The sequence below is a fragment of the Kribbella solani genome (genome assembly GCF_014205295.1).
Taxonomy (GTDB): Bacteria; Actinomycetota; Actinomycetes; order Propionibacteriales; family Kribbellaceae; genus Kribbella; species Kribbella solani.
This window is the reverse complement of record NZ_JACHNF010000001.1, coordinates 1,886,221-1,904,290: the sequence shown is the minus strand read 5'-3', so window position 1 is coordinate 1,904,290 and position 18,070 is coordinate 1,886,221. Positions and strand designations below refer to the sequence as shown.

Below are 18,070 nucleotides of genomic sequence, written 5' to 3'. Positions count from 1 at the left end.
TCATCTTCACGTCATCTGTCACGGCTGGTACTCGTACGCTCCGAGATCGTCGTACAGGCGCGGGCCCTCCGCGAAGGCATTGCTGACCGCGGGATCGTCGACCCGCGGGTTGCCGTTGAGGTCGGTGGGCTGCTCACCGGCGACGCCCGAGTTGCCCCGGTCGATGGCCGCGGACGTCCCGCTCAGGCGCAGATCCCACCCGGCCGCGTTCGCGAAAGCAGGATCGGCCTGGACACCGTGCGCCTCTTGGTGGGTGGCTGCCTGCACCGCGGCCAGGGTCTTGTACGTCGTGGCGAACGCGTACATCGTGCCGCTCTTGGTCAGCCAGACCAGGTTGTGGTCGACGGTCGTCGACGCGGGCGCGGAGTCCCAGATCCCGATGTTCCCGGCCCGGCGGTTGCAGGCGATGCCGTTGTACGCCGGGTAGACGGCGTTGTCGGCCGCGATGTTGTTCATCACCGTGTAGTTGCCGGAGGTCCCCTCGACGTTGATCCCGGTCGTGCAGTTGCGGTAGACCGTGTTGCCGATCAGGAAGCCACCAGTGACGTTGTAGTCGTCGATGCCGTGGTCGCCGTTGTCGTAGGTGACGTTCAGCGTCGCCAGATTGTTGTTGCCGCCGGGGTAGAACTGGATCCCGGAGTCCTCGTTGTCGTGGGTGATGTTGCGGATCACCGTGTTGCCGGGGCTGATCACGTTGATCCCGTTGGCGTTCCGCTGGTACCCGTCGGCGTTGTAGCTGGCCGCATTGCCGCTCACCACGTTGCCCGTGGAGCCGGAGGTGAGCAGAATGCCGGTGCCGTTGTTGTGGTTCACATCGTTGCCGCTGACAACCGATGCGCTGGTACCGCGGATGCTGATCCCGTACGCGTTCTGGCCGGCCACCGGGTGTCCGGCGCCGGTGACCGTGTTGCCGCTGATGGTGATGTTCTGGCTGCCGGTCACGTACACGCCGTCGTACTTCGTACCACTGAAGGCGATCCCGGAGAGCGTGAGGTACGCCCGGGAGCTGATGTTCGCGCCGAAGCTGGCCGGGGTCAGGAGCGGATGCTTGCCGGGCCAGGCGGTGATCGTGACCGGGGCGTCCGCGGTCCCGGACACGGCGGGCTTGATCGTCTCGGCGTACGTCCCGTCGCCGATGTACAACGTCATCCCGGCGGCCAGTTTGCTGACGCCTTTGACGATCGTGCAGTACGGCGTACCCGAAGTACCTGGTCCGGAGTCGGAGCAGCTCGGCATCGTGCGGTCGACGTACAAGGTCGTCGTGGCCGCGCGGGCGGCGAGCGAGCAGGACAGAACGGCCCCGGAGATCAAGGCCACGCCGCCGACTCGCCACGCGAGCTTCATGCCTTCAGCGTGGCTCCGGGCAGGCGGAAGCGCATCGGGCAAATGACGTACCCGGCGCTGCCGAACGGGTGAGAACGGCTGCGTACGCCGGGTCCGCGCGTTTCAGGCGGCGGTCACGACGAGGGGGTGTCGCCGACCGCGGCCGGCGCGGCGGTCCGGGGCGTGTGGGGCGCTTCCGGGCAAGTGCGACGTACGCAGCATGTTCCCCTTCTGCAGCGTGGCGCCCCGGGCCCGGGCGGGCAAGAAAGATGACGATGCTGTCATCGATCGGTCAGCCGGGCGGGCAGCTCCAGGGCGAAGACCGCGCCGCCCGGGCCGTTCCGGGCGGTCAGCGTGCCACCGTGCGCGATCGCGGCGGACCGCGCCATCGACAACCCCAGACCGGTCCCCATCGGTCCGTGTGGCGGCATCCGGTGCCAGAACCGGTCGAACACCTGGGGGAGATCCGCGGGTGCGATCCCCGGCCCGGTGTCGGCGACCTCGACGATGCAGCGCTCGGCCGACCGGCCGCAGCGCAGACTGATCACGCCGCCCTCCGGGGTGAAATTGACGGCGTTCTCGACCAGCGCGTCCAGGGTCATCTCGATCCACTCGGGATCGACGAAGATCTCGCCGGTCGGCCGGCACTCGACCTGCCAGACCCGGTCGGCCCGCGCGGACCAGTTCGTGCCGAGCTCGCGGACCAGTCCGGCCAGATCGGTCGGCTGCGCGGACAAGGCACCGCCGGAGTCGAGGCGCGCGACCGCGAGCAGCCGGTTGGACAGCGCCGACATCCGATCGAGCTGCATCATCGCGACGGACACGTCCTCCCGTGCGTCGTCGTCCAGCGAACCGGCGGCGACCAGCTCCAGATGTCCGCGCGCGATGGTCACCGGCGTACGAATCGCGTGCGAGGCGTCCCGGAAGAACTCGCGTTCCCGATCGACCGCGGCGAGCTGCCGGCCGGCCATCTCCTTCAGCTGTTCGACCGCCGTCACCCGGCGCCGCGCGTGCCAGATCATCACCAGCAGGAGCAGCGGCATCAACGGAATCTCCGCCAGCTCGGCCTTCGGCAGCTGCCCCTCGGAGGCCTGCGAGATCATCAGCCACCCGCTCAGCGCGGTGATCGTGACCGTCGCGGCGATGGTCGGGACCACCGGCCAGATCCGGTACCCGTAGGCGATCGCGACCGCCAGGAACATGAAATGGAACGGCGCGGCCTCGTGGCCCGGCAACGCCACCATCAGCCCGATCATGACGATCACGACCACCGCGACCGTCAGGTCGATGGCCAGGTCGGCCCGCCGCCGCGAGCGCAGTTCAGGCGCTCTGGAGCTGGTACCCGACATTGCGCACGGTCACGATCAGGTCCGGCCGGAGCTTCGAGCGCAACCGGCCGACGCAGACGTCGACGACATTCGTGGACGGATCGAAGTCGTACCCCCAGACCTCGGAGAGCAGCTCCTGCCGGGAGCAGACCACGTCCGGGTTCCGCATCAGGTGCCGCAGCAGCAGGAACTCCCGCTTCGGCAGGACCGTCGGCCGGCCGTCCACGACCAGCTGCCGGGCCTCCAGATCGAGCACCAGCTCACCGACCCGGAGCCGGTTCTTCGGCCGGCCACCGGCGTCCTCACCGAGCCGGCCACGGACCCTCGCGAGCAGCTCACGGATCGCGAACGGCTTCGCCAGGAAGTCGACCGCGCCCTGTTCCAGGCAGCTGATCCGGAGCTGGACGTCGGCAGTGGCGGACAGGATCAGCAGCCGGTACGCGGGGTCCTGGGCCAGCAACGCCGACAGCACCGCCTCGCCATGCATGCCGGGCATCACCAGGTCGAGCACGATCAGCGCCGGCCGCTGCTCGAGCGCGAGCCGGAGCCCGGTCAGCCCGTCGGTGGCACTGAGCACCTGGTAGCCTCCGGCCTCCAGGGCCCGCCGGACGAACCGGATCAGATCCGGCTCGTCGTCGATCACCAGAATTTTGGTCATCTTCGCCCCCTCCGCGGATGACCGTGTGTAGCGGATATCGCCATTCTGGAACGATCCGGCCGCGCAGGGAAGACCTGACCGGGGTTCAATGGACACCGGCCGTTAATCGAACATTCACCTACGCTCCGTGACCGGTCAGGTGAGCGGGATCAGGGCCGCGGCAGGCAGCGTGGGGCTGGGGGAGCCGCCGGCCGGCTCGATCGTCAGGCCGAAGGTGGCCTTGCCGGTGACGTTGCCGTCGATCACCTGGGTCTCGTCGCCGGTGGCCAGGCCGATCGAATGTGCTTGCTGGGAGGTGTCGATCATCCACAGTTGCCACGTACGTTGCGCGGGCAGCTTCGGGAGGTCTTTCAGGACGACAACGGCGGCGTTGGCCCGCGCGGAGGTGACGACCGTCGCCTGGCCGCCACCGGAGACGGCGCCGTGGACCGTACGGGCGTCCGGCTGGGCGAGGATCGCGCTGATCCGCTGGTTCGCCTCGGTCTGCTCGGATCGCCGCCGGTACTGGTCGATCGCGACCCCACCGGCGGTCGCCGCTGCCACGGCAGCCGCCGCCAGTGCGAGCACCGACCGCCGGGAGTACCGTCGCTCGGCCGGCGCGTCTTCACCCCAGACCTGCGGTGGGAGCTGGCGGACCTGGTCGATCGCGGCCATCACATTCGCCTTGAGGTGCGGCGGCGGGGGAGCCGCCACTTGGGTCGCCAGTTTCACCGCGGCCTCGCGAAGCTCGTCCACCTCGGTACGGCAGAACGCGCAGTCCTTCAGATGTGCCTCGAACCGGGTCCGCTCGGGCGCCGGCAGCGCGTCCAGGACGTACGGCCCGGCCAAGGTGTGAACGTCGGGATCGGTCATGACGTCAGCCTCCCTGCGCGGGGTCGAGGCAGTCGCGAAGCCGGATCAGGCCGTCCCGCATTCTCGCCTTGATGGTGGGCAGTTTCGCCCCGAGCCGCTCGGCGATCTCGGGATAGGTATAGCCGTTGTAGTACGCCAGCGTGACGGATTCGCGTTGCAGCTCGGTGAGTTTGCCCAGACACCGCCGCACCTGCTCGACGTCGAGGCGAGTCGTGACCGTGTCGGCCACCTGGTCGAAGTCCACGTCGACCGCGCGGGCACCGGCCAACTCGGTACGGTCGGCCGATGCCTGCTCGGAGCGGACCCGATCGACCGCGCGGCGATGCGCGATCGTCAGGATCCAGGAGTGCGCCGAACCGCGCTCGGGGTTGAAGCGCGTCGCCGTCCGCCACACGTCCAGCATCACTTCCTGGGTGACTTCCTCGGACTGGGCCGGGTTGCGCAGGACCCGCCGGACAAGGCCGAACACGGCGGGCGCGACGCGGTCGTACAGGGCGCTGAACGCGGCGGTGTCACCGGCGGCGGTCCTGGCCAGCAGGTCGCCGACGGACACCACCCCCTGCCGCGAGGGCCAGGGGAGCGCGATCGGATCGGGCACTGGATTCCTCTGCTACTGGATCGCTGCTACGGGATCAGGCAGCCGGCGGCATCAGTACGCTGTCGATGAGGTACACGGTAGCGTTCGCCGTCTTCACCCCACCGCAGATCACGTTCGCGCCGTTCACCTTCAGGGCGTCGCCCGAGCCGGTGACCGTGACGTCCTGCTTCTCCACGGTCGGGTGCTTGCCGAGCACGGCCGCCGGATCGAGCTGACCGGCCACGACGTGGTACGTGAGGATCTTGGTCAGCATCGCGTCATTGGTCTTCAGCGTGTTGATCGTCGCCGCGGGGATCTTCGCGAACGCCGTGTCGACCGGGGCGAAGACGGTGAACTCGCCGCCGTTCAGGGTCGGGACCAGGTTCACCTTCGGGTTGAGCTTTCCGGACACGGCCGCGACCAGGGTCTTCAGCAGCGGGTTGCCGGACGCGGCGGTGGCCAGCGGCGCGGCGGCCATGCCGTCGATCGAGCCGGCGCCGGTGGGGTTCGCCTTCGCGTACCCGGCGCAGCCCGGGCCGACGAGGCCGGCGGCGGCCGGGTCCGTCGAGGCGCTCGGGGTCTCCGCGGGGGTCTCGGCCGGGGTTGAAGCTGAGGTTGAGCTTGAGGCCGAGGTGTTGCCGGCCTTGTTGTCGTCACTTCCACAGGCGGCGGTCGCGAGTACCAGGGCCAGCGTGGTCGCGGACAGGCCCGCCCGGACGATCTTTCGGGACATGACGATCTCTCTCTCGGCTGGGGGTGCCGCTGACGCGGCGGTCAGGAGTCGTTCGGTGCCGTCCGGGTCGCGGATGGGTATGAGTTTTCGACCCATCCGGTTGGCGTCCGGCGGCGAAGGACTGGCATCCCGTACCCGAGACCGTGAGGTGCCGTCATGACCACGCTCGCTCTGATCGGACTGATCGGTGGCCTGATCACCGGTGTCTCACCGTGCGTCCTGCCGATGCTGCCGATCATCTTCTTCGCCGGTACTGGCGGTGCGGTCCCGGTCGGGAAGCGGCGGGATGTTCGGCCGGTGAAGATCATCGCGGGCATCGTGGTGAGCTTCAGTGTCTTCACGCTGACCGGCTCGGTGATCCTGTCCGCGCTCGGCCTGCCGGACAGCTTCCTGCGCTGGATCGGCCTGACCGTGCTCGGGCTGGTCGGCCTCGGGCTGATCTTCCCGGCGCTCGGTCACCTGATCGAGCGGCCGTTCTACCGGTTGCCGAAGCTGAACCGGCAGGACGGCGGCGCGTTCGTTCTCGGCCTCGGTCTGGGCACGCTGTACGTTCCGTGCGCCGGACCGGTGCTCGCGGCAATCACCGTCGCGGGCGCGACCGGACACATCGGCTGGCGTACGGTCGTGCTGACCGTCTCGTTCGCGATCGGTGCTGCCTTGCCGTTGCTGATCTTCGCGTCGGCCGGGTCGCGGATCTCGCAGCGGGTGAAGGCGTACCGGGACCGGGCGCGTGGCTTCCGTATTGCCGGCGGTGTGGTGATGCTGGCGTTGGCGGTCGCGCTGGCGTTCAACCTGACCGATGTGCTGCAGCGCGCGCTGCCTTCGTACACGAGTGGGCTGGAGCAGAAGGTCGCGGAGAACAAGACCGTCCAGGGCGCGCTCGCACCGGCGATCGGGGACGCGTCGACCGAGCTGTCGAAGTGCACGCCGGGCGCGGCGGAGCTGGCCGAGTGCGGTCCGGCGCCCGCGATCCAGGGCACGCAGAAGTGGTTCAACACGCCCGACGGACAGCCGGTCGAGCTGTCACGGCTCAGGGGGAAGGTCGTACTGATCGACTTCTGGGCGTACTCGTGTATCAACTGCCAGCGCGCCACGCCGTACCTGGTCGCGTGGGACAAGGCGTACCGGGCGGCCGGCCTGGAGATCATCGGGGTACACTCGCCGGAGTTCGCGTTCGAGAAGGACGCCGGCAACGTCGCGGCCGCGATCCGGTCCGCGGGCATTCGCTATCCGGTTGCTCAGGACAACAATCTGGCCACCTGGACGGCGTACCGGAATCAGTACTGGCCGGCGAAGTACCTGATCGACGCGAACGGCGTGGTTCGGTCGATCAAGTTCGGTGAGGGGTCGTACGGGCAGACCGAGAACCAGCTGCGGCAGTTGCTGACCGCCGCGAATCCGGGCGTCCGGCTGCCGGCGCCGGTGGCTGTGCAGGCGGTTGCTGCTGGCAAGGACCTGACGCCGGAGACGTACTTGGGCTACTCGCGCTCGCAGAACTTCAAGGGCACCGGGTCACTGGCGCCACGGAAGACACCGACCGCGTTCAGCCTGAACGCCTACCAGCCGGACGACACGTACAGCCTCGGTGGTCGTTGGATTGTCGGCACGCAGAACGTGACGGCGACTTCCGGATCGCAGACGCGGCTGAACTACCGGGCGGCCAAGGTGTACCACGTGCTGTCCGGGCACGGCACGGTGACGATCTCCGCGCCAGGTCAGGCCGATCGTCGGATTGTCGTCACCGGCACACCGAATGCCTATCAGATTGTTGACAATCCTACAGTCGAGCGCGGGACGATCACGCTCACCTATTCGGCCGGCATCTCGGCGTACACCTTCAGCTTCGGGTGACGGCTCAGGAGCCGCCGGGCTCCGGGTGGTACGCGCAGGCGTCATTCAAGCTCTGGGTGCTGGGGCTCGCGCTCGTCGTGTGCCGTTTCGCCGAGCCGGTGCCGCGGCTGGGCGGGGTCGTCGCGGTGCCGGAGGTGGTCTTGCCGGTACCCGAGGTGGAGGTCGCGGTCGCCGTCGGCTGGGCGGTGAGTGCCTTCTGGATGATCGCGCGCATCCCGGCGTAGTTCGGGTCGCGGCCGGTCGGGAAGTTCTTGTCCTTGTTCAGGTCGATGTTCGACACCCCGGCGGTCTTCACCTTCAGCGCGAGCTGCGTCAGCGCCGGCAGCAGCTCCTGCGGGATGTCGGTGCGCAGCATCTCCTGGCTCGCGGCCGCGATCTGCTGGTACTTCGTCACCAGCGTCGCGGGGTTCACGCCGTTCACCAGTGCATGGATCGTGCAGCGCTGCCGCTCCTGCCGCGACGGGTCACTCAGCCCGTACCGGCCGCGGGCGAACCACAGCGCGTGGAAGCCGTCGAGCTTCTGCTCCGGACCCGGCTCGATGTAGGCACTCGGCGGCTTCGGGGCGTTCGCGCCCGGGCCGATGCCGTACTCGCCGCCGATCGGGACGCGGTAGTTGACGTTCACCGTGATCCCGCCGACCGCGTCGACGATCTGCTGGAAGCCGGCCAGGTTGACCTGCATGTAGTAGTCGATGTCCAGACCCAGCGCGGCGCCCACCGAGAGTTTGAGCACGTCGGCGCCCATATTGTCGGTCGGGCCGAGGATGCCCGGATGTGCCTTCGGGACGGTGTCGTACATCGCGTCCAGGTAGTACTGTGGCTGCTCGGTGTTGCCGAGGTTCGGGTCCCAGAAGCCGTTCGGGTACACCTTGTGCAGCGGCGAGCTGGCCGGGAACGGCATCCGCATCCAGTTCCGGCTGAGGGAGATCAGTTTGGTGTCGCCGGTCCTGGTGTCGATCGAGGCGACCATCACCGTGTCCGTCCGCGCGCCGGTCCGGCCGGCGCCGTCGTCCGCGCCGAGCAGCAGGATGTTCAGCCGCGGGGTGTTCGCCCACGGGTCCTGCTTGTTCACCTTCGGCCGGGTCGCGCTCTTCGAGTGACCCTCCGACTGGAACACGGCGCCGACCAGGTTGCGCTGCGCCATCACGGTCTGCGCGGCGACGGTCGTCGGGACGGCGATCGCGAAGCACAGCACCCCGACCGCGGATGCGCCGACCAGCCGGCCGGTCACGGTCGGGGTGAGCGGCCGGAGCATCTTGTGCGAGGCGACCACGACCACGATCCAGGCCGCGCTCAGCAGCACCACCAGCGCGGTCGCGATCAGCAGCCGGTTCGGGTCGACGGCCAGCTCCAGGATGGTGTTCCGCTGGGCGAGCGCCAGGTACGCGCCGAGGGCGATCAGGCCGAGGAAGCCGGTCAGCACGGCCGCGCCGAGCTTGCGGCGGCCCGCCAGGATGAACCCCAGACCGGGCAGCAACGCGCCGAGGATGGTCAGGGTGATCGCGGCGCCGCTGGTGCGGGTCCGGTAGGTACGGCGACGGGCCCGGCTCGCGCGCGGCGCGCTGCGATGACCGCCCGAACGTGCACTCCGCGACATGACTCCCATTCCTGCTCCGCCAGCCGTACGTCCGCCCGGCAGTACGCCTGTGACACGCTTGTGACTCTTGTACGACGCCGGACCCGCGCGGTTGGTTGACGTCCCCGAAGAACTCTGGCGCCGGGTGTCAGACTGGCTGCAAAGAGCGAGGGAGTACATGCGGTCGACCAGTCAGAACCGGCTACCCGTTGTCGTGGGTGCGGTGCTCTTCGTGGCCGCGCTGATCGACCTGATCGCGAACGGGCCCTTGCGGCGCTGGGACCACACGGTCTTCCCGATCGGGCATCCGGCGGGCGACCTCTGGTACGTGGTGTCGGACATCGGTGGCGTCTGGCCGCTGGCCGCCGTACTGATCGTCACGGCCGCGGTGCACCTGGTGCGGCGGCGACCGATCCGTACGCTCATCGTCGCCGCCGTGTGGGTCGCGCTGACCCAGGCGGTCGTGCTGCTCACGAAGACGCTGGTCGGGCGTACGCCGCCGAAAGGGCACGTCGACCAGCTCGCGGCCGGCGGCATGTCGTGGCCATCGGGCCATACGGCGGACTCGTTGGCCATGCTGATGATCGCGGCGACCGTGCTGACGATGCCGGGTACGAAGCTCGACACCGTCCTGCGATGGGTCGTGCCGATCGTGTCGGCCGCGGTGGCGGTGTCGGTGGTGCGGCTGCACTACCACTGGCCGTCGGACGTGGTCGGCGGCTGGGGCCTCGGCCTGGTCCTCGGATCGCTCGCGCGCCGGTCGATCAGGAGCGAGTGGGCTCGAGGTCGATCTCGACCACGCGAACCCGTACCTGCGGAACCCGGCCGGTCGCGGCCTCGACCGCTGCCGTGACGGCCATGTGTACGGCGGCGCCGACCGCGGCGGTGTGACGATCGATCGCGGTCACGATGCGTACGTCGAGGTGCACGGTGCCGTCCGCGCGCAGGTCGACGTCGATGCCCGCGATGTCCGGCATCGGGCGACCGGTCGCTCGTTCCCAGGCTTGCGCGGCGAACTGCTTGAGCAAACCGACCAGGCCGGGCTGGAGCCGGACCACCCCGTCCACCGCGCGGGCCGCCGTGGCCGCGGCTTCGGCGATGGTGACCCGCTCGATCTCGCCCTTGCCCGTGCCCTCGCCCGGAAGGCTCACCGCTGGTCCGTCCACACGTCGACGACCTCGAAATCGAGGCTGGTCAGGGTGTAGCCGACCTGGCCCTGGAGCGCTGCGGCCACCCGGTCGCGGGCCTCGTCGAGCGCCGCGACCTGGCCGGCGCCGAAGCGCAGCGCGACCGTCATCGACACCCGGACGGCATCCGGGCGGTCCTCATCCAGGTCGATCCGGCACCGGCGCGCACGGATGCCGGGCACGCCGTCGACCGCGTACCGCAGGACGGACGCCAGCGCGGAGACGGACACCTCGACCTGCGCCGATCCGGTCGGCAGCGGGAGCGTACGCCCGAGGTTGAGGTCGGCGCGGACGGCCGTCATGATCCGATCCAGCAGGCCGGTCGGTACGTCGACCGGGTCGTCGATCAGCAGCGCGGTCGCCGCCGCGAGTTGCTCGAGACTGGCCTTCGCGGTCTGGCAGTGCGGGCAGTGGGCCAGGTGCGCGTTCGCCGGGCCGCCGTGCTGTTCGGTGTCGAGGTCGTCCGAGACATCTTCGACGGTCCGGCCGCAGGGGAGCGGGTGCAGGTCGGCGACTGGGCTGTCAGAGTTCATCGCCATGGCTTCATCACCTCCGCGAGCTCGGCGCGGGCGCGGGCTATTCGGCCCCGCACCGCGGTCGGTGTCGTCCCGACCAGATCGGCGATCTCCTGGTACGAACGACCGTGGACTTCCCGCAACAACCAGCATGCCCGCTGCTGCGGCGGCAGTTGCCGGAGCGCCTCGGACAGCGCGCTCATCGCCGCACTCGTACCGGCCGTGCGGGCCGGATCGCTGTCCACGTCGGCCGGCGGATGGTGATCGTCGAGATCGACGGTCGGGCGGCGGCGCTGCAGCACCGTCAGGCACTTGTTCGTGGCGGTCCGGTACAGCCAGCCGCCGAACGCCGCGTCGTTCTGGATCTCCGGCAGCCGGCGCCACGCGGTCACGAACGTTTCCTGCGTGAGGTCCTCGGCGTCCCCGCTGGCACCGTTCAGCATCCGCAGGCAGAGCGTGTAGATCCGCCGCTGGTACCGCCGGACGAGCAGCTCGAACGCCGCCGGGTCACGATCGCGCGCCCTGGACACCAGGGTCGCCTCGTCGAGCTCAGCCAGCGCCGTCATGGTGGGTAGACGACACGGACCGCCCCGAAGTCACGCGGACCTCCCCGAACTACGGGGTGAGACATGTCACGCTGGGCGCGTACGCGGCAGAAAATCCGGTCCGGGCGCGTGACGATCCGGTAGCTGCCGTCGTCCCAACGGCGTACGGGCACCAACCGCTGACCAGAAAGGCATCAGCCGATGACCGAAACCGTGAAGACGTCCCGCCGGGCCGGAGGTTCCACCGGCGATGCCGCCCGGGAGTCCGCCGAGGTGGTTGCCGACGGCACCGGACTGGTGGACGCGACCGGACGGACGACGATCGCCGACGTGGTCGTGTCCAAGATCGCCGGCATCGCCACCCGCGAGCTCGACGGCGTACACGCCCTCGGTGGCGGCGCCGCCCGCGCGGTCGGCATGCTCCGCGACCGCATCCCCGGCTCCCGGACCAATCTGTCCCAGGGTGTCTCGGTCGAGGTCGGCGAGAAGCAGGCCGCGATCGACATCGAACTGGTGGCCGAGTACGGCGTCAGCATCGCGGCGCTCGCCACCGCGATCCGTACCAACGTGATCTCCGCCGTCGAACGGATGACCGGTCTGGAGGTGACCGAGGTGAACATCGCCGTCACCGACGTACACCTCGAAGGCGATGACGACGATGATGATGACACCGAACCTGCCGCTGAACGTCGCGTGCAGTAACAGCCAGTTCCAGCCACCATTCCGGTCGGCGTCCCGCGGCACCCGGGTGCAGGCCGGCGCCGGTTCGTCCCAGTTCGAGGAGATTACGTGAGCACGTCGACCATCGGTTTGTTCGCCGGTCTGCTGATCGCCATCGCCGCCGCGGCCGGCGGATTCGCCGGCTTCCTGCTCGCGCTCGTCCTCGGCGCCATCGGGTTCGTCGTCGGCCGTTTCCTGTCCGACGGCACGAAAGGTCTCGACGACCTGATCTCCCGCCGCGGCCGTGGCTGAGCCCAGCCCGGCCGGCGCGGTCGGCGCGGTCAGCCCGGCCGGCGCGGTACCCGAGTCGTCCTCGGTCATCTACGGGGGTGATCGAGGGCGGCTCGACATCGCCCAGCGAGCGGTGGAGCGGATCGCCGAAATCACCGCACGCCGGCACCACGAGGTCGTACGCCAGCCCGCCACGCTCGGACGCGGCCTGCCCAAAGCGCGGGCAGTGCTGGCCGGCCAACGCGCCCGAATCGAACTGGAAGTAGCCACCAACTGGGGCCGGCCCCTATCCGAGATAGCCACCGAGCTACATCAGGACGTCACCAACGCCATCCAAGACTTCACCGGCCTGGGCGTCGACCGCGTAGACGTACAAATCACCGCGGTAACCCCCGCGCGGACCACCTCGGCGGGCCCCGCGCAGACCGGGTCGGCGACGTCCGCGCAGATCACCTCGGCAACCCCCGCGTCTCCGCGAACCTCGGTCGACGACGTCGGAGCGAACCTCGCGCGAACCGGCACCGAGTGCATGCCGGCCGCCCTGCCGGCGGCGGCCAAACCGCCGGTCGCCCGCCCTGCGGCCGGCGTGCTGGGTGTCCTCGCCGCGCTTGCGGTGATCGCCCTGGGCCTGACCGGAAGCGCCGAAACCCTCCGCAGCGCGGGCCTCCTCCGCGGCCAGGTCATCCCACCCACCTGGTACGGCCGAACCCTGGCACTCCACCAAACCTCTTGGCTACCCGCTGCCGCGATCGCCACGATCGTCCTCGGCGCGCTCGTCCTGACCATCACCCTCAAACCCCGCCGCCGAACCCATCTGGCAGTTCACACGTCGAGTACGCCCAGCGACGCGAGTGCGATGCTGTGGATTCGGGCTCGTGATGTTGCTCGGCTTGCTGCGGATGCCGCGAATCGCGTGGACTCGGTCACCGGCGTGTCCGTGACCGCGAAACGCCGTACGCTTCGCGCGGCCGTCACCACGTTCGGCGACTCGGAGCGGGTCACCGGGGAAGTACGCGCTGCCGTCGACGACCGCCTAGCCGCGCTCACCCCGAGTCTCAGGCTCCGTATCACCCTCCAGGAGGACTGACATGCGCCGCGGAGTCATCACCCTGGACCGTACCGTCGGCACCCTGATCTCCCTGGTCCTGATCGCCGCCGGGACCCTGGCCCTCTGCTGGTACTACAACGTCTTCCCGACCGCCCCCACCGAACTCACAACCCGAACCCCAGCCGACTACTCCCACTCCACTTGGTGGCCCTGGGCAACAGGTGCGGCCGCCATCGCCGTACTCCTCCTGGGCCTCTTCTGGCTGACCCGCCACCTCCCGCGCCGAACGAACTCCCGCTTCACCCTCCCCAGCACGATCACGAACGGCCGGTTGCTTGCTGACGCCAACGCCGCCGTAACAGCTGCCGCGGAAGGCCTGGCCGCCCGCCCGGAGTTCCGCGAAGGCTCGGGCCGGATCCGCGCCGACCGCGGCCAACTGGTCGCCGAACTCCACTGCACCATCGAACCCGCTGCCAACCTGGACGCGGTCCACGCGGCAGTCACCCAGGCAACCCAGGACCTCCACGCTGTCCTGGGCATCCCGGCCCTGCACCACCGGACACACCTCCGGGTCGCCCGCACGAACAAACCGAGCCCAACCTCGCGAGTGCACTGAGTACTTGGCGCTGTTGCTTGCCCCCTGAAAGGGAGGGTTTGGCCCGTCAGGTGGGTGGTGGGGAAGTTGGGGTGTGGACCCCATGGTTTGCGGGGCCGGCGGCGCCAAGACTGGTGGCGAACAAGGCCGCCCGGTGGTGGTGGCCGGGGAGGTCCGGGTGATTGGTTTCGATGCGGTCGGTGTAGCCAGCGCGGCCGGTGCGGTTGGTGCGGCCGGTGCGGCCGGTGCGGTCGGCGTGGATGGGGTTGAGCGGCGGAGTGTGGGGATGCGGGCTGTTGATGTTGCGGTAGGGGTTTCGACGGTTTCGGTGACCGACTCGGTGATTCGGGCCGTGCAGGTGATGGCGGTCGGGCGGTTACCCGGGTTGGTGGTGGTGGACGGGGTGGGACGCCCGGTCGCGGTACTACCGGGGTCTCAGGTGTTGCGGTTGAGTATTCCGGCGGCGTTTCAGGACGATCCGATGCTCGTACGCGCCGTGGACGAGCCGTCGGCGGACGTGTTCTGGCGGGAGCTGGGTGGGCTGACGGTGGGCGACTGCCTGCCGCGGCCGGTCGCGCGGCCGCTGACGGTGACCGAGGACGCGACGCTGCTGGAGATCGCGGCGTTGATGGCGCGCGGGCGGAGTCCGTTGGTGGCGGTGGTCGGGGCCGGTGGCGAGTTGACCGGTGTGATCACCTTGGATCGTCTGCTCACGAGTCTGGCCGTGGCCGGGCTCGGTGACCAGCCGCCGGGGTAGGCGTGCGGCCGCTGTTCGCGCTGGCGATCTTCGGGGTGGCGTTCTTCTTCATCGCGACCGAGAAGGCCGACAAGGTCAAGGTGGTACTGATCGGTGCCGCCGCGATGCTGGTACTCGGGCTGGCGCCGGGTACCGAGGTGTTCTTCTCCGAGCACGAGGGGATCGACTGGAACGTCATCTTCCTGCTGCTCGGGATGATGATCGTGATCGGGATCATCAAGCAGACCGGGGTGTTCGACTATCTGGGTATCTGGGCGGCGAAACGGTCCCGGGGTGAGCCGTACCGGTTGATGGTGATGCTGATGATCATCACCGCGGTCGCGTCGCCGTTCCTGGACAACGTGACCACGATCATGCTGGTCGCGCCGGTCACGATCGTGGTCTGCGAGCGGCTGAAGATCGCGCCGCAGCCGTACCTGATCGCCGAGGTGCTGGCGTCGAACATCGGCGGCGCCGCGACCCTGATCGGTGATCCGCCGAACATCATCATCGGGTCCCGGGCCGGGCTGTCGTTCAACGACTTCCTGGTGCACATGACGCCGATCGTGGTGATCGTGTTCGTGCTGTTCGTGATCCTGTCCAGGTTCCTGTTCCGCAAGGGCCTGAAGCACAATCCGGAGCAGGTCCAGGCGGTGCTCGCGTTGCAGGAGAAGCGGGCGATCCGGGATCCGTGGCTGCTGGTTCGTTGCCTGGTGGTGCTCGCGGTGATGATCGCCGCGTTCTCACTGCATTCGGTACTGCATCTCGAACCGTCGCTGGTCGCGCTGATCGGGGCCGGCGTGATGGTGCTGGTCGCGAAGGCGGACGTACCCGAGGTGCTGCGTGAGGTCGAGTGGGGCACGCTGGTGTTCTTCGTCGGCCTGTTCGTGATGGTTTCGGGCCTGACGCACACCGGCGTGATCGAGTCGATCGGCGACTGGGCGGTGGCCGCGATCGGCGACCGGTACCTGCTGGCCGCGACCGCGCTGCTGTTCGGGTCGGGCATCCTCGGCGCGTTCTTCGACAACATTCCGTACGTCGCGACGATGACGCCGGTGGTCGAAGGGGTCGTCGAGCAGGCGCCGGACCACCGGACCGGGCAGTCGCTGTGGTGGGCGTTCGCGCTCGGCGCCGACTTCGGCGGGAACGGTACGGCGGTTGCCGCGAGCGCCAATGTGGTTGCCCTCGGCATCGCTTCGCGCAGCGGGCACCACATCTCGTTCTGGCAGTTCACCCGGTACGGGGTGGTAGTGACCGTGTTCAGCATGGTGCTGGCCTGGGGGTACGTGTGGTTGCGCTACTTCGTCTGATCCGCGACCGAGCGGATCGCCTGTGGGGTGAGCTCGAGCTCGACCTTCCCGAGCTCGAGCTCACCGATCACGACGCCTGGTACGTCGACCGGGACCGTGCAGGTCCGCAGCGCGGCGAGCGAAACCACGTCGTGCCGGGCGATCAGTTGGCGCAACGCTCGTTCGGTCTCGTCGAGCGCGAGATCTACCGGCGTGAGCGAGAGCTGGATCGCGGCGAGCGGGTCGACGACCTCGATGATGGTTTCGGCCGCGACGCGGACCTCGGTGCCGTCGCCGGTACGCGCGGTCACGGTCAACGGCCGGCGCGTACGCCCGCGGGCGATCCACACGTACGACTCCAGCAGCGGGATCCGTACGCTAACTCCGGTGGCGAGCACGCGGCGGACCAGGCCGGACCGCAGTACGACGAGCCAGCGGTCGCGCGGGACGATCCGCGGCTCGACGGCCGCCACCACAGCGAGCACCGCCAGCACCACCAACGGATAAGCGGCCGCTGGTTCGCCGGCCCAAAGGTCAACTGTCGCGTGCTGCATCCTGCCTCCCGGAGATGTCCGCGGCTCCAGTCTGCTGTTCGGCCAACGGTGGCGAAATGAGTGCCAGCACCCACTTTCGCCGCCGTGAATGGACAACGAGGACGTCGCTGATGGACGCTGGAGGAGTGAAGACGGGAGCCGGAATGCCTTTGTACTGGCGGGTTTGCCTGATCAACGGGCTGATGTTCGTTGCCGGGACCACCGCCTTGGCGCTGGCCCCGGTGACGGTCTCCGCGACCGTGCTGCAGTCCGAAGCCGTGATCCTGGTCGTCGGACTGATCGCGATCGTCGTACTCAACTCGATCCTGCTCCGGACCAGTCTCGCCCCGCTCGACCGGCTCGTTCGGTTGATGGACACGGTCGACCTGCAACGCCCCGGGAAGCGGTTGTCCGAGGCCGGCGGGGGAGCGGTCGGTCATCTCGTTCAAGGTTTCAACGCGATGCTCGATCGGCTGGAAAGCGAGCGCGGCCGCAGCAACGCGAAGGCACTGGCGGCGCAGGAGGCCGAGCGGCACCGGATCGCGCGCGAGCTGCACGACGAGATCGGCCAGGGTCTCACCGCCGTGCTGCTAGGCCTGAAAGGACTCGAGGCGGGTACGCCGCCCAAGCTGCGGCAGGCACTGGAAGAAGTGCAGGAGACCGCACGGGCGACCCTCGATGAGGTACGTGGCGTCGCGCGGCGGCTGCGCCCGGGCGTACTGGAGGATCTTGGTTTGCAGAGTGCGCTTGCCGCGCTGGCGACCGACTTTTCGGCGCACGGGCTGCAGGTACGCCGCGTCACCTCGCCGGGACTGCCCGAGCTCGGATCGGAGCGGGAGTTGGTGATCTATCGCGTCGCGCAGGAAGCGTTGACGAACGCGGCCCGCCACGCGCAGGCCCGTACCGTGCGGCTTTCGCTGCACCGTCAGGGCGCGGCGGTGGTCCTGTCGGTCGATGACGACGGCAACGGTCTCCGGGGCGCCGAAGAAGGCACGGGCATCCGGGGCATGCGCGAGCGCGCCCTGCTGATCGGCGCCGAGCTGACCGTCGGCCCCGGCGAGACGGGTACGTCGGTCCGGCTGCGAGTTCCGTTGGAGGCCGGGTGATCCGGATTCTGCTGGCCGACGACCACGCGCTGGTACGCCGTGGCGTGCGCCTGATCCTCGACAACGAACCGGACCTTGAGGTCGTCGCGGAAGCCGGGGACGGCGCCGAGGCGCTGGAGCTGTTCCGGAGTACGCCGGTGGATCTCGCTGTTCTCGACGTCCAGATGCCGCGGATGACCGGGCTGCAGGCGGCGCGCGAGCTGTCACGGCGGCGCGAACCGCCGCGGATGCTGATGCTGTCGATGTACGACAACGAGCAGTACTTCTTCGCCGCGCTGAAAGCCGGCGCGAGCGGATACGTACTCAAATCGGTGGCCGACCGCGACCTGGTCGACGCCTGCCGCGCGGCCGGCCGGGGCGAATCCTTCCTGTATCCGGGGGTGATGAGCACGCTGGTCCGGGACTACGTCGAGCGGGTCCGGCGCGGTGAGCGAGTGCCCGGCCAGGTGCTGACCGACCGCGAGGACGAGGTCGTGAAGCTGATCGCCGAGGGCCATCCGTCCAAGGAGATCGCCGGCATGCTGACGATCAGCATCAAGACCGTCGAACGCCACCGGGCGAACATCCTGCAGAAGCTCGGCATGCGCGACCGCACCGAACTGACCCGGTACGCGATCCGCGCCGGCCTGATCGAGCCCTGAACCTGATCGAGCCCTGAACCTGATCG

General features: G+C 69.1%; 21 protein-coding genes. 10 read left to right on the top strand and 11 right to left on the bottom strand.

Annotated elements, in window-relative coordinates:
• Window positions 1-18: 18 nt before the first annotated feature.
• The 6 genes from HDA44_RS08430 to HDA44_RS08405 all read right to left on the bottom strand — a co-directional run bounded on the left by HDA44_RS08430 (window position 19) and on the right by HDA44_RS08405 (window position 5,471).
• On the bottom strand, window positions 19-1,344 hold the full coding sequence (locus HDA44_RS08430) for a right-handed parallel beta-helix repeat-containing protein (protein ID WP_184832708.1): 1,326 nt from the start codon (window positions 1,342-1,344) through the stop codon (window positions 19-21).
• A gap of 260 nt (window positions 1,345-1,604) precedes the next feature.
• Complete coding sequence (locus HDA44_RS08425) at window positions 1,605-2,672, bottom strand: sensor histidine kinase (RefSeq protein WP_184832706.1); 1,068 nt, start codon at window positions 2,670-2,672, stop codon at window positions 1,605-1,607.
• On the bottom strand, window positions 2,644-3,309 hold the full coding sequence (locus HDA44_RS08420) for a response regulator transcription factor (protein ID WP_184832705.1): 666 nt from the start codon (window positions 3,307-3,309) through the stop codon (window positions 2,644-2,646). The genes HDA44_RS08425 and HDA44_RS08420 overlap by 29 nt, the downstream gene beginning before the upstream one ends.
• Window positions 3,310-3,444: 135 nt before the next feature.
• Window positions 3,445-4,161 carry an anti-sigma factor gene (locus HDA44_RS08415; RefSeq protein ID WP_184832704.1) on the bottom strand — a complete coding sequence of 239 codons (717 nt, stop codon included), beginning with the start codon at window positions 4,159-4,161 and terminating at the stop codon, window positions 3,445-3,447.
• Window positions 4,162-4,165: 4 nt separating this feature from the next.
• Window positions 4,166-4,759, bottom strand: coding sequence for an ECF RNA polymerase sigma factor SigK (gene sigK, locus HDA44_RS08410; protein WP_337905732.1), 594 nt, complete (start codon window positions 4,757-4,759; stop codon window positions 4,166-4,168).
• A gap of 34 nt (window positions 4,760-4,793) precedes the next feature.
• Window positions 4,794-5,471, bottom strand: coding sequence for a fasciclin domain-containing protein (locus HDA44_RS08405; RefSeq protein WP_184832703.1), 678 nt, complete (start codon window positions 5,469-5,471; stop codon window positions 4,794-4,796).
• 156 nt (window positions 5,472-5,627) lie between these two features.
• On the opposite strand from HDA44_RS08405, the gene HDA44_RS08400 reads away from it, so the two are divergent.
• On the top strand, window positions 5,628-7,322 hold the full coding sequence (locus HDA44_RS08400) for a cytochrome c biogenesis protein CcdA (RefSeq protein ID WP_184832702.1): 1,695 nt from the start codon (window positions 5,628-5,630) through the stop codon (window positions 7,320-7,322).
• A gap of 4 nt (window positions 7,323-7,326) precedes the next feature.
• On the opposite strand, the gene HDA44_RS08395 is transcribed toward HDA44_RS08400, so the two are convergent.
• Window positions 7,327-8,919: an LCP family glycopolymer transferase gene (locus HDA44_RS08395; RefSeq protein WP_184832701.1), complete on the bottom strand. Its 1,593-nt coding sequence runs from the start codon at window positions 8,917-8,919 to the stop codon at window positions 7,327-7,329.
• A 157-nt stretch (window positions 8,920-9,076) separates the two neighbouring features.
• On the opposite strand from HDA44_RS08395, the gene HDA44_RS08390 reads away from it, so the two are divergent.
• The gene (locus tag HDA44_RS08390; RefSeq protein ID WP_184832700.1) at window positions 9,077-9,751 is read left to right on the top strand and encodes a phosphatase PAP2 family protein; all 675 of its coding nucleotides are present in this window, start codon (window positions 9,077-9,079) and stop codon (window positions 9,749-9,751) included.
• Here the strand turns inward: HDA44_RS08390 and HDA44_RS08385 are convergent.
• Genes HDA44_RS08385 through HDA44_RS08375 form a run of 3 tightly spaced genes read right to left on the bottom strand, consistent with a single transcriptional unit; the run spans window position 9,663 to window position 11,166 of the window.
• Window positions 9,663-10,049: an Asp23/Gls24 family envelope stress response protein gene (locus HDA44_RS08385; protein WP_184832698.1), complete on the bottom strand. Its 387-nt coding sequence runs from the start codon at window positions 10,047-10,049 to the stop codon at window positions 9,663-9,665. The genes HDA44_RS08390 and HDA44_RS08385 overlap by 89 nt on opposite strands.
• Window positions 10,046-10,624 carry a cupin domain-containing protein gene (locus HDA44_RS08380; protein ID WP_184832695.1) on the bottom strand — a complete coding sequence of 193 codons (579 nt, stop codon included), beginning with the start codon at window positions 10,622-10,624 and terminating at the stop codon, window positions 10,046-10,048. The genes HDA44_RS08385 and HDA44_RS08380 overlap by 4 nt, the downstream gene beginning before the upstream one ends.
• The gene (locus HDA44_RS08375; protein WP_184832694.1) at window positions 10,615-11,166 is read right to left on the bottom strand and encodes an RNA polymerase sigma factor; all 552 of its coding nucleotides are present in this window, start codon (window positions 11,164-11,166) and stop codon (window positions 10,615-10,617) included. Before HDA44_RS08375 ends, HDA44_RS08380 begins: the two co-directional genes overlap by 10 nt.
• Before the next feature lie 180 nt (window positions 11,167-11,346).
• Here HDA44_RS08375 and HDA44_RS08370 point away from each other — a divergent pair, with 180 nt between their 5' ends.
• From HDA44_RS08370 to HDA44_RS08345, 6 genes are all read left to right on the top strand, one after another.
• Complete coding sequence (locus tag HDA44_RS08370) at window positions 11,347-11,847, top strand: Asp23/Gls24 family envelope stress response protein (protein WP_184832693.1); 501 nt, start codon at window positions 11,347-11,349, stop codon at window positions 11,845-11,847.
• An 87-nt stretch (window positions 11,848-11,934) separates the two neighbouring features.
• Complete coding sequence (locus HDA44_RS08365) at window positions 11,935-12,117, top strand: hypothetical protein (RefSeq protein WP_184832692.1); 183 nt, start codon at window positions 11,935-11,937, stop codon at window positions 12,115-12,117.
• Entirely contained in the window at window positions 12,110-13,183 is a 1,074-nt protein-coding gene (locus HDA44_RS38450) for a DUF6286 domain-containing protein (protein WP_184832691.1), read from the top strand. The genes HDA44_RS08365 and HDA44_RS38450 overlap by 8 nt, the downstream gene beginning before the upstream one ends.
• A 1-nt stretch (window position 13,184) precedes the next feature.
• Window positions 13,185-13,760: an Asp23/Gls24 family envelope stress response protein gene (locus HDA44_RS08355; protein WP_184832690.1), complete on the top strand. Its 576-nt coding sequence runs from the start codon at window positions 13,185-13,187 to the stop codon at window positions 13,758-13,760.
• A gap of 157 nt (window positions 13,761-13,917) precedes the next feature.
• Window positions 13,918-14,496: a CBS domain-containing protein gene (locus HDA44_RS08350; protein WP_337905727.1), complete on the top strand. Its 579-nt coding sequence runs from the start codon at window positions 13,918-13,920 to the stop codon at window positions 14,494-14,496.
• A 2-nt stretch (window positions 14,497-14,498) separates the two neighbouring features.
• Window positions 14,499-15,785: an ArsB/NhaD family transporter gene (locus HDA44_RS08345; RefSeq protein ID WP_184832689.1), complete on the top strand. Its 1,287-nt coding sequence runs from the start codon at window positions 14,499-14,501 to the stop codon at window positions 15,783-15,785.
• Here the strand turns inward: HDA44_RS08345 and HDA44_RS08340 are convergent.
• On the bottom strand, window positions 15,773-16,318 hold the full coding sequence (locus HDA44_RS08340) for an SPFH domain-containing protein (protein WP_184832687.1): 546 nt from the start codon (window positions 16,316-16,318) through the stop codon (window positions 15,773-15,775). The genes HDA44_RS08345 and HDA44_RS08340 overlap by 13 nt on opposite strands.
• A 143-nt stretch (window positions 16,319-16,461) precedes the next feature.
• Here HDA44_RS08340 and HDA44_RS08335 point away from each other — a divergent pair, with 143 nt between their 5' ends.
• Together HDA44_RS08335 and HDA44_RS08330 are read left to right on the top strand one after the other, a co-directional pair.
• Window positions 16,462-17,403 (top strand): HAMP domain-containing sensor histidine kinase, encoded by a 942-nt coding sequence (locus HDA44_RS08335; protein ID WP_184832685.1) that lies wholly within the window; start codon window positions 16,462-16,464, stop codon window positions 17,401-17,403.
• Window positions 17,400-18,044, top strand: coding sequence for a response regulator (locus HDA44_RS08330; protein ID WP_184832683.1), 645 nt, complete (start codon window positions 17,400-17,402; stop codon window positions 18,042-18,044). Before HDA44_RS08335 ends, HDA44_RS08330 begins: the two co-directional genes overlap by 4 nt.
• The last annotated feature ends 26 nt before the right edge of the window (window positions 18,045-18,070 follow it).

What these genes read in the sequence shown, in the direction of transcription:
- HDA44_RS08395 (WP_184832701.1), bottom strand. Translation starts at nt 8,919, where the DNA reads ATGTCGCGGAGTGCACGTTCGGGCGGTCATCGCAGCGCGCCGCGCGCG.
- HDA44_RS08415 (WP_184832704.1), bottom strand. Translation starts at nt 4,161, where the DNA reads ATGACCGATCCCGACGTTCACACCTTGGCCGGGCCGTACGTCCTGGAC.
- HDA44_RS08340 (WP_184832687.1), bottom strand. Translation starts at nt 16,318, where the DNA reads ATGCAGCACGCGACAGTTGACCTTTGGGCCGGCGAACCAGCGGCCGCT.
- HDA44_RS08335 (WP_184832685.1), top strand. Translation starts at nt 16,462, where the DNA reads ATGCCTTTGTACTGGCGGGTTTGCCTGATCAACGGGCTGATGTTCGTT.
- HDA44_RS08390 (WP_184832700.1), top strand. Translation starts at nt 9,077, where the DNA reads ATGCGGTCGACCAGTCAGAACCGGCTACCCGTTGTCGTGGGTGCGGTG.
- HDA44_RS08355 (WP_184832690.1), top strand. Translation starts at nt 13,185, where the DNA reads ATGCGCCGCGGAGTCATCACCCTGGACCGTACCGTCGGCACCCTGATC.
- HDA44_RS08420 (WP_184832705.1), bottom strand. Translation starts at nt 3,309, where the DNA reads ATGACCAAAATTCTGGTGATCGACGACGAGCCGGATCTGATCCGGTTC.
- HDA44_RS08430 (WP_184832708.1), bottom strand. Translation starts at nt 1,344, where the DNA reads ATGAAGCTCGCGTGGCGAGTCGGCGGCGTGGCCTTGATCTCCGGGGCC.
- HDA44_RS08425 (WP_184832706.1), bottom strand. Translation starts at nt 2,672, where the DNA reads ATGTCGGGTACCAGCTCCAGAGCGCCTGAACTGCGCTCGCGGCGGCGG.
- HDA44_RS08400 (WP_184832702.1), top strand. Translation starts at nt 5,628, where the DNA reads ATGACCACGCTCGCTCTGATCGGACTGATCGGTGGCCTGATCACCGGT.
- HDA44_RS08375 (WP_184832694.1), bottom strand. Translation starts at nt 11,166, where the DNA reads ATGACGGCGCTGGCTGAGCTCGACGAGGCGACCCTGGTGTCCAGGGCG.
- HDA44_RS08370 (WP_184832693.1), top strand. Translation starts at nt 11,347, where the DNA reads ATGACCGAAACCGTGAAGACGTCCCGCCGGGCCGGAGGTTCCACCGGC.
- HDA44_RS08405 (WP_184832703.1), bottom strand. Translation starts at nt 5,471, where the DNA reads ATGTCCCGAAAGATCGTCCGGGCGGGCCTGTCCGCGACCACGCTGGCC.
- HDA44_RS08380 (WP_184832695.1), bottom strand. Translation starts at nt 10,624, where the DNA reads ATGGCGATGAACTCTGACAGCCCAGTCGCCGACCTGCACCCGCTCCCC.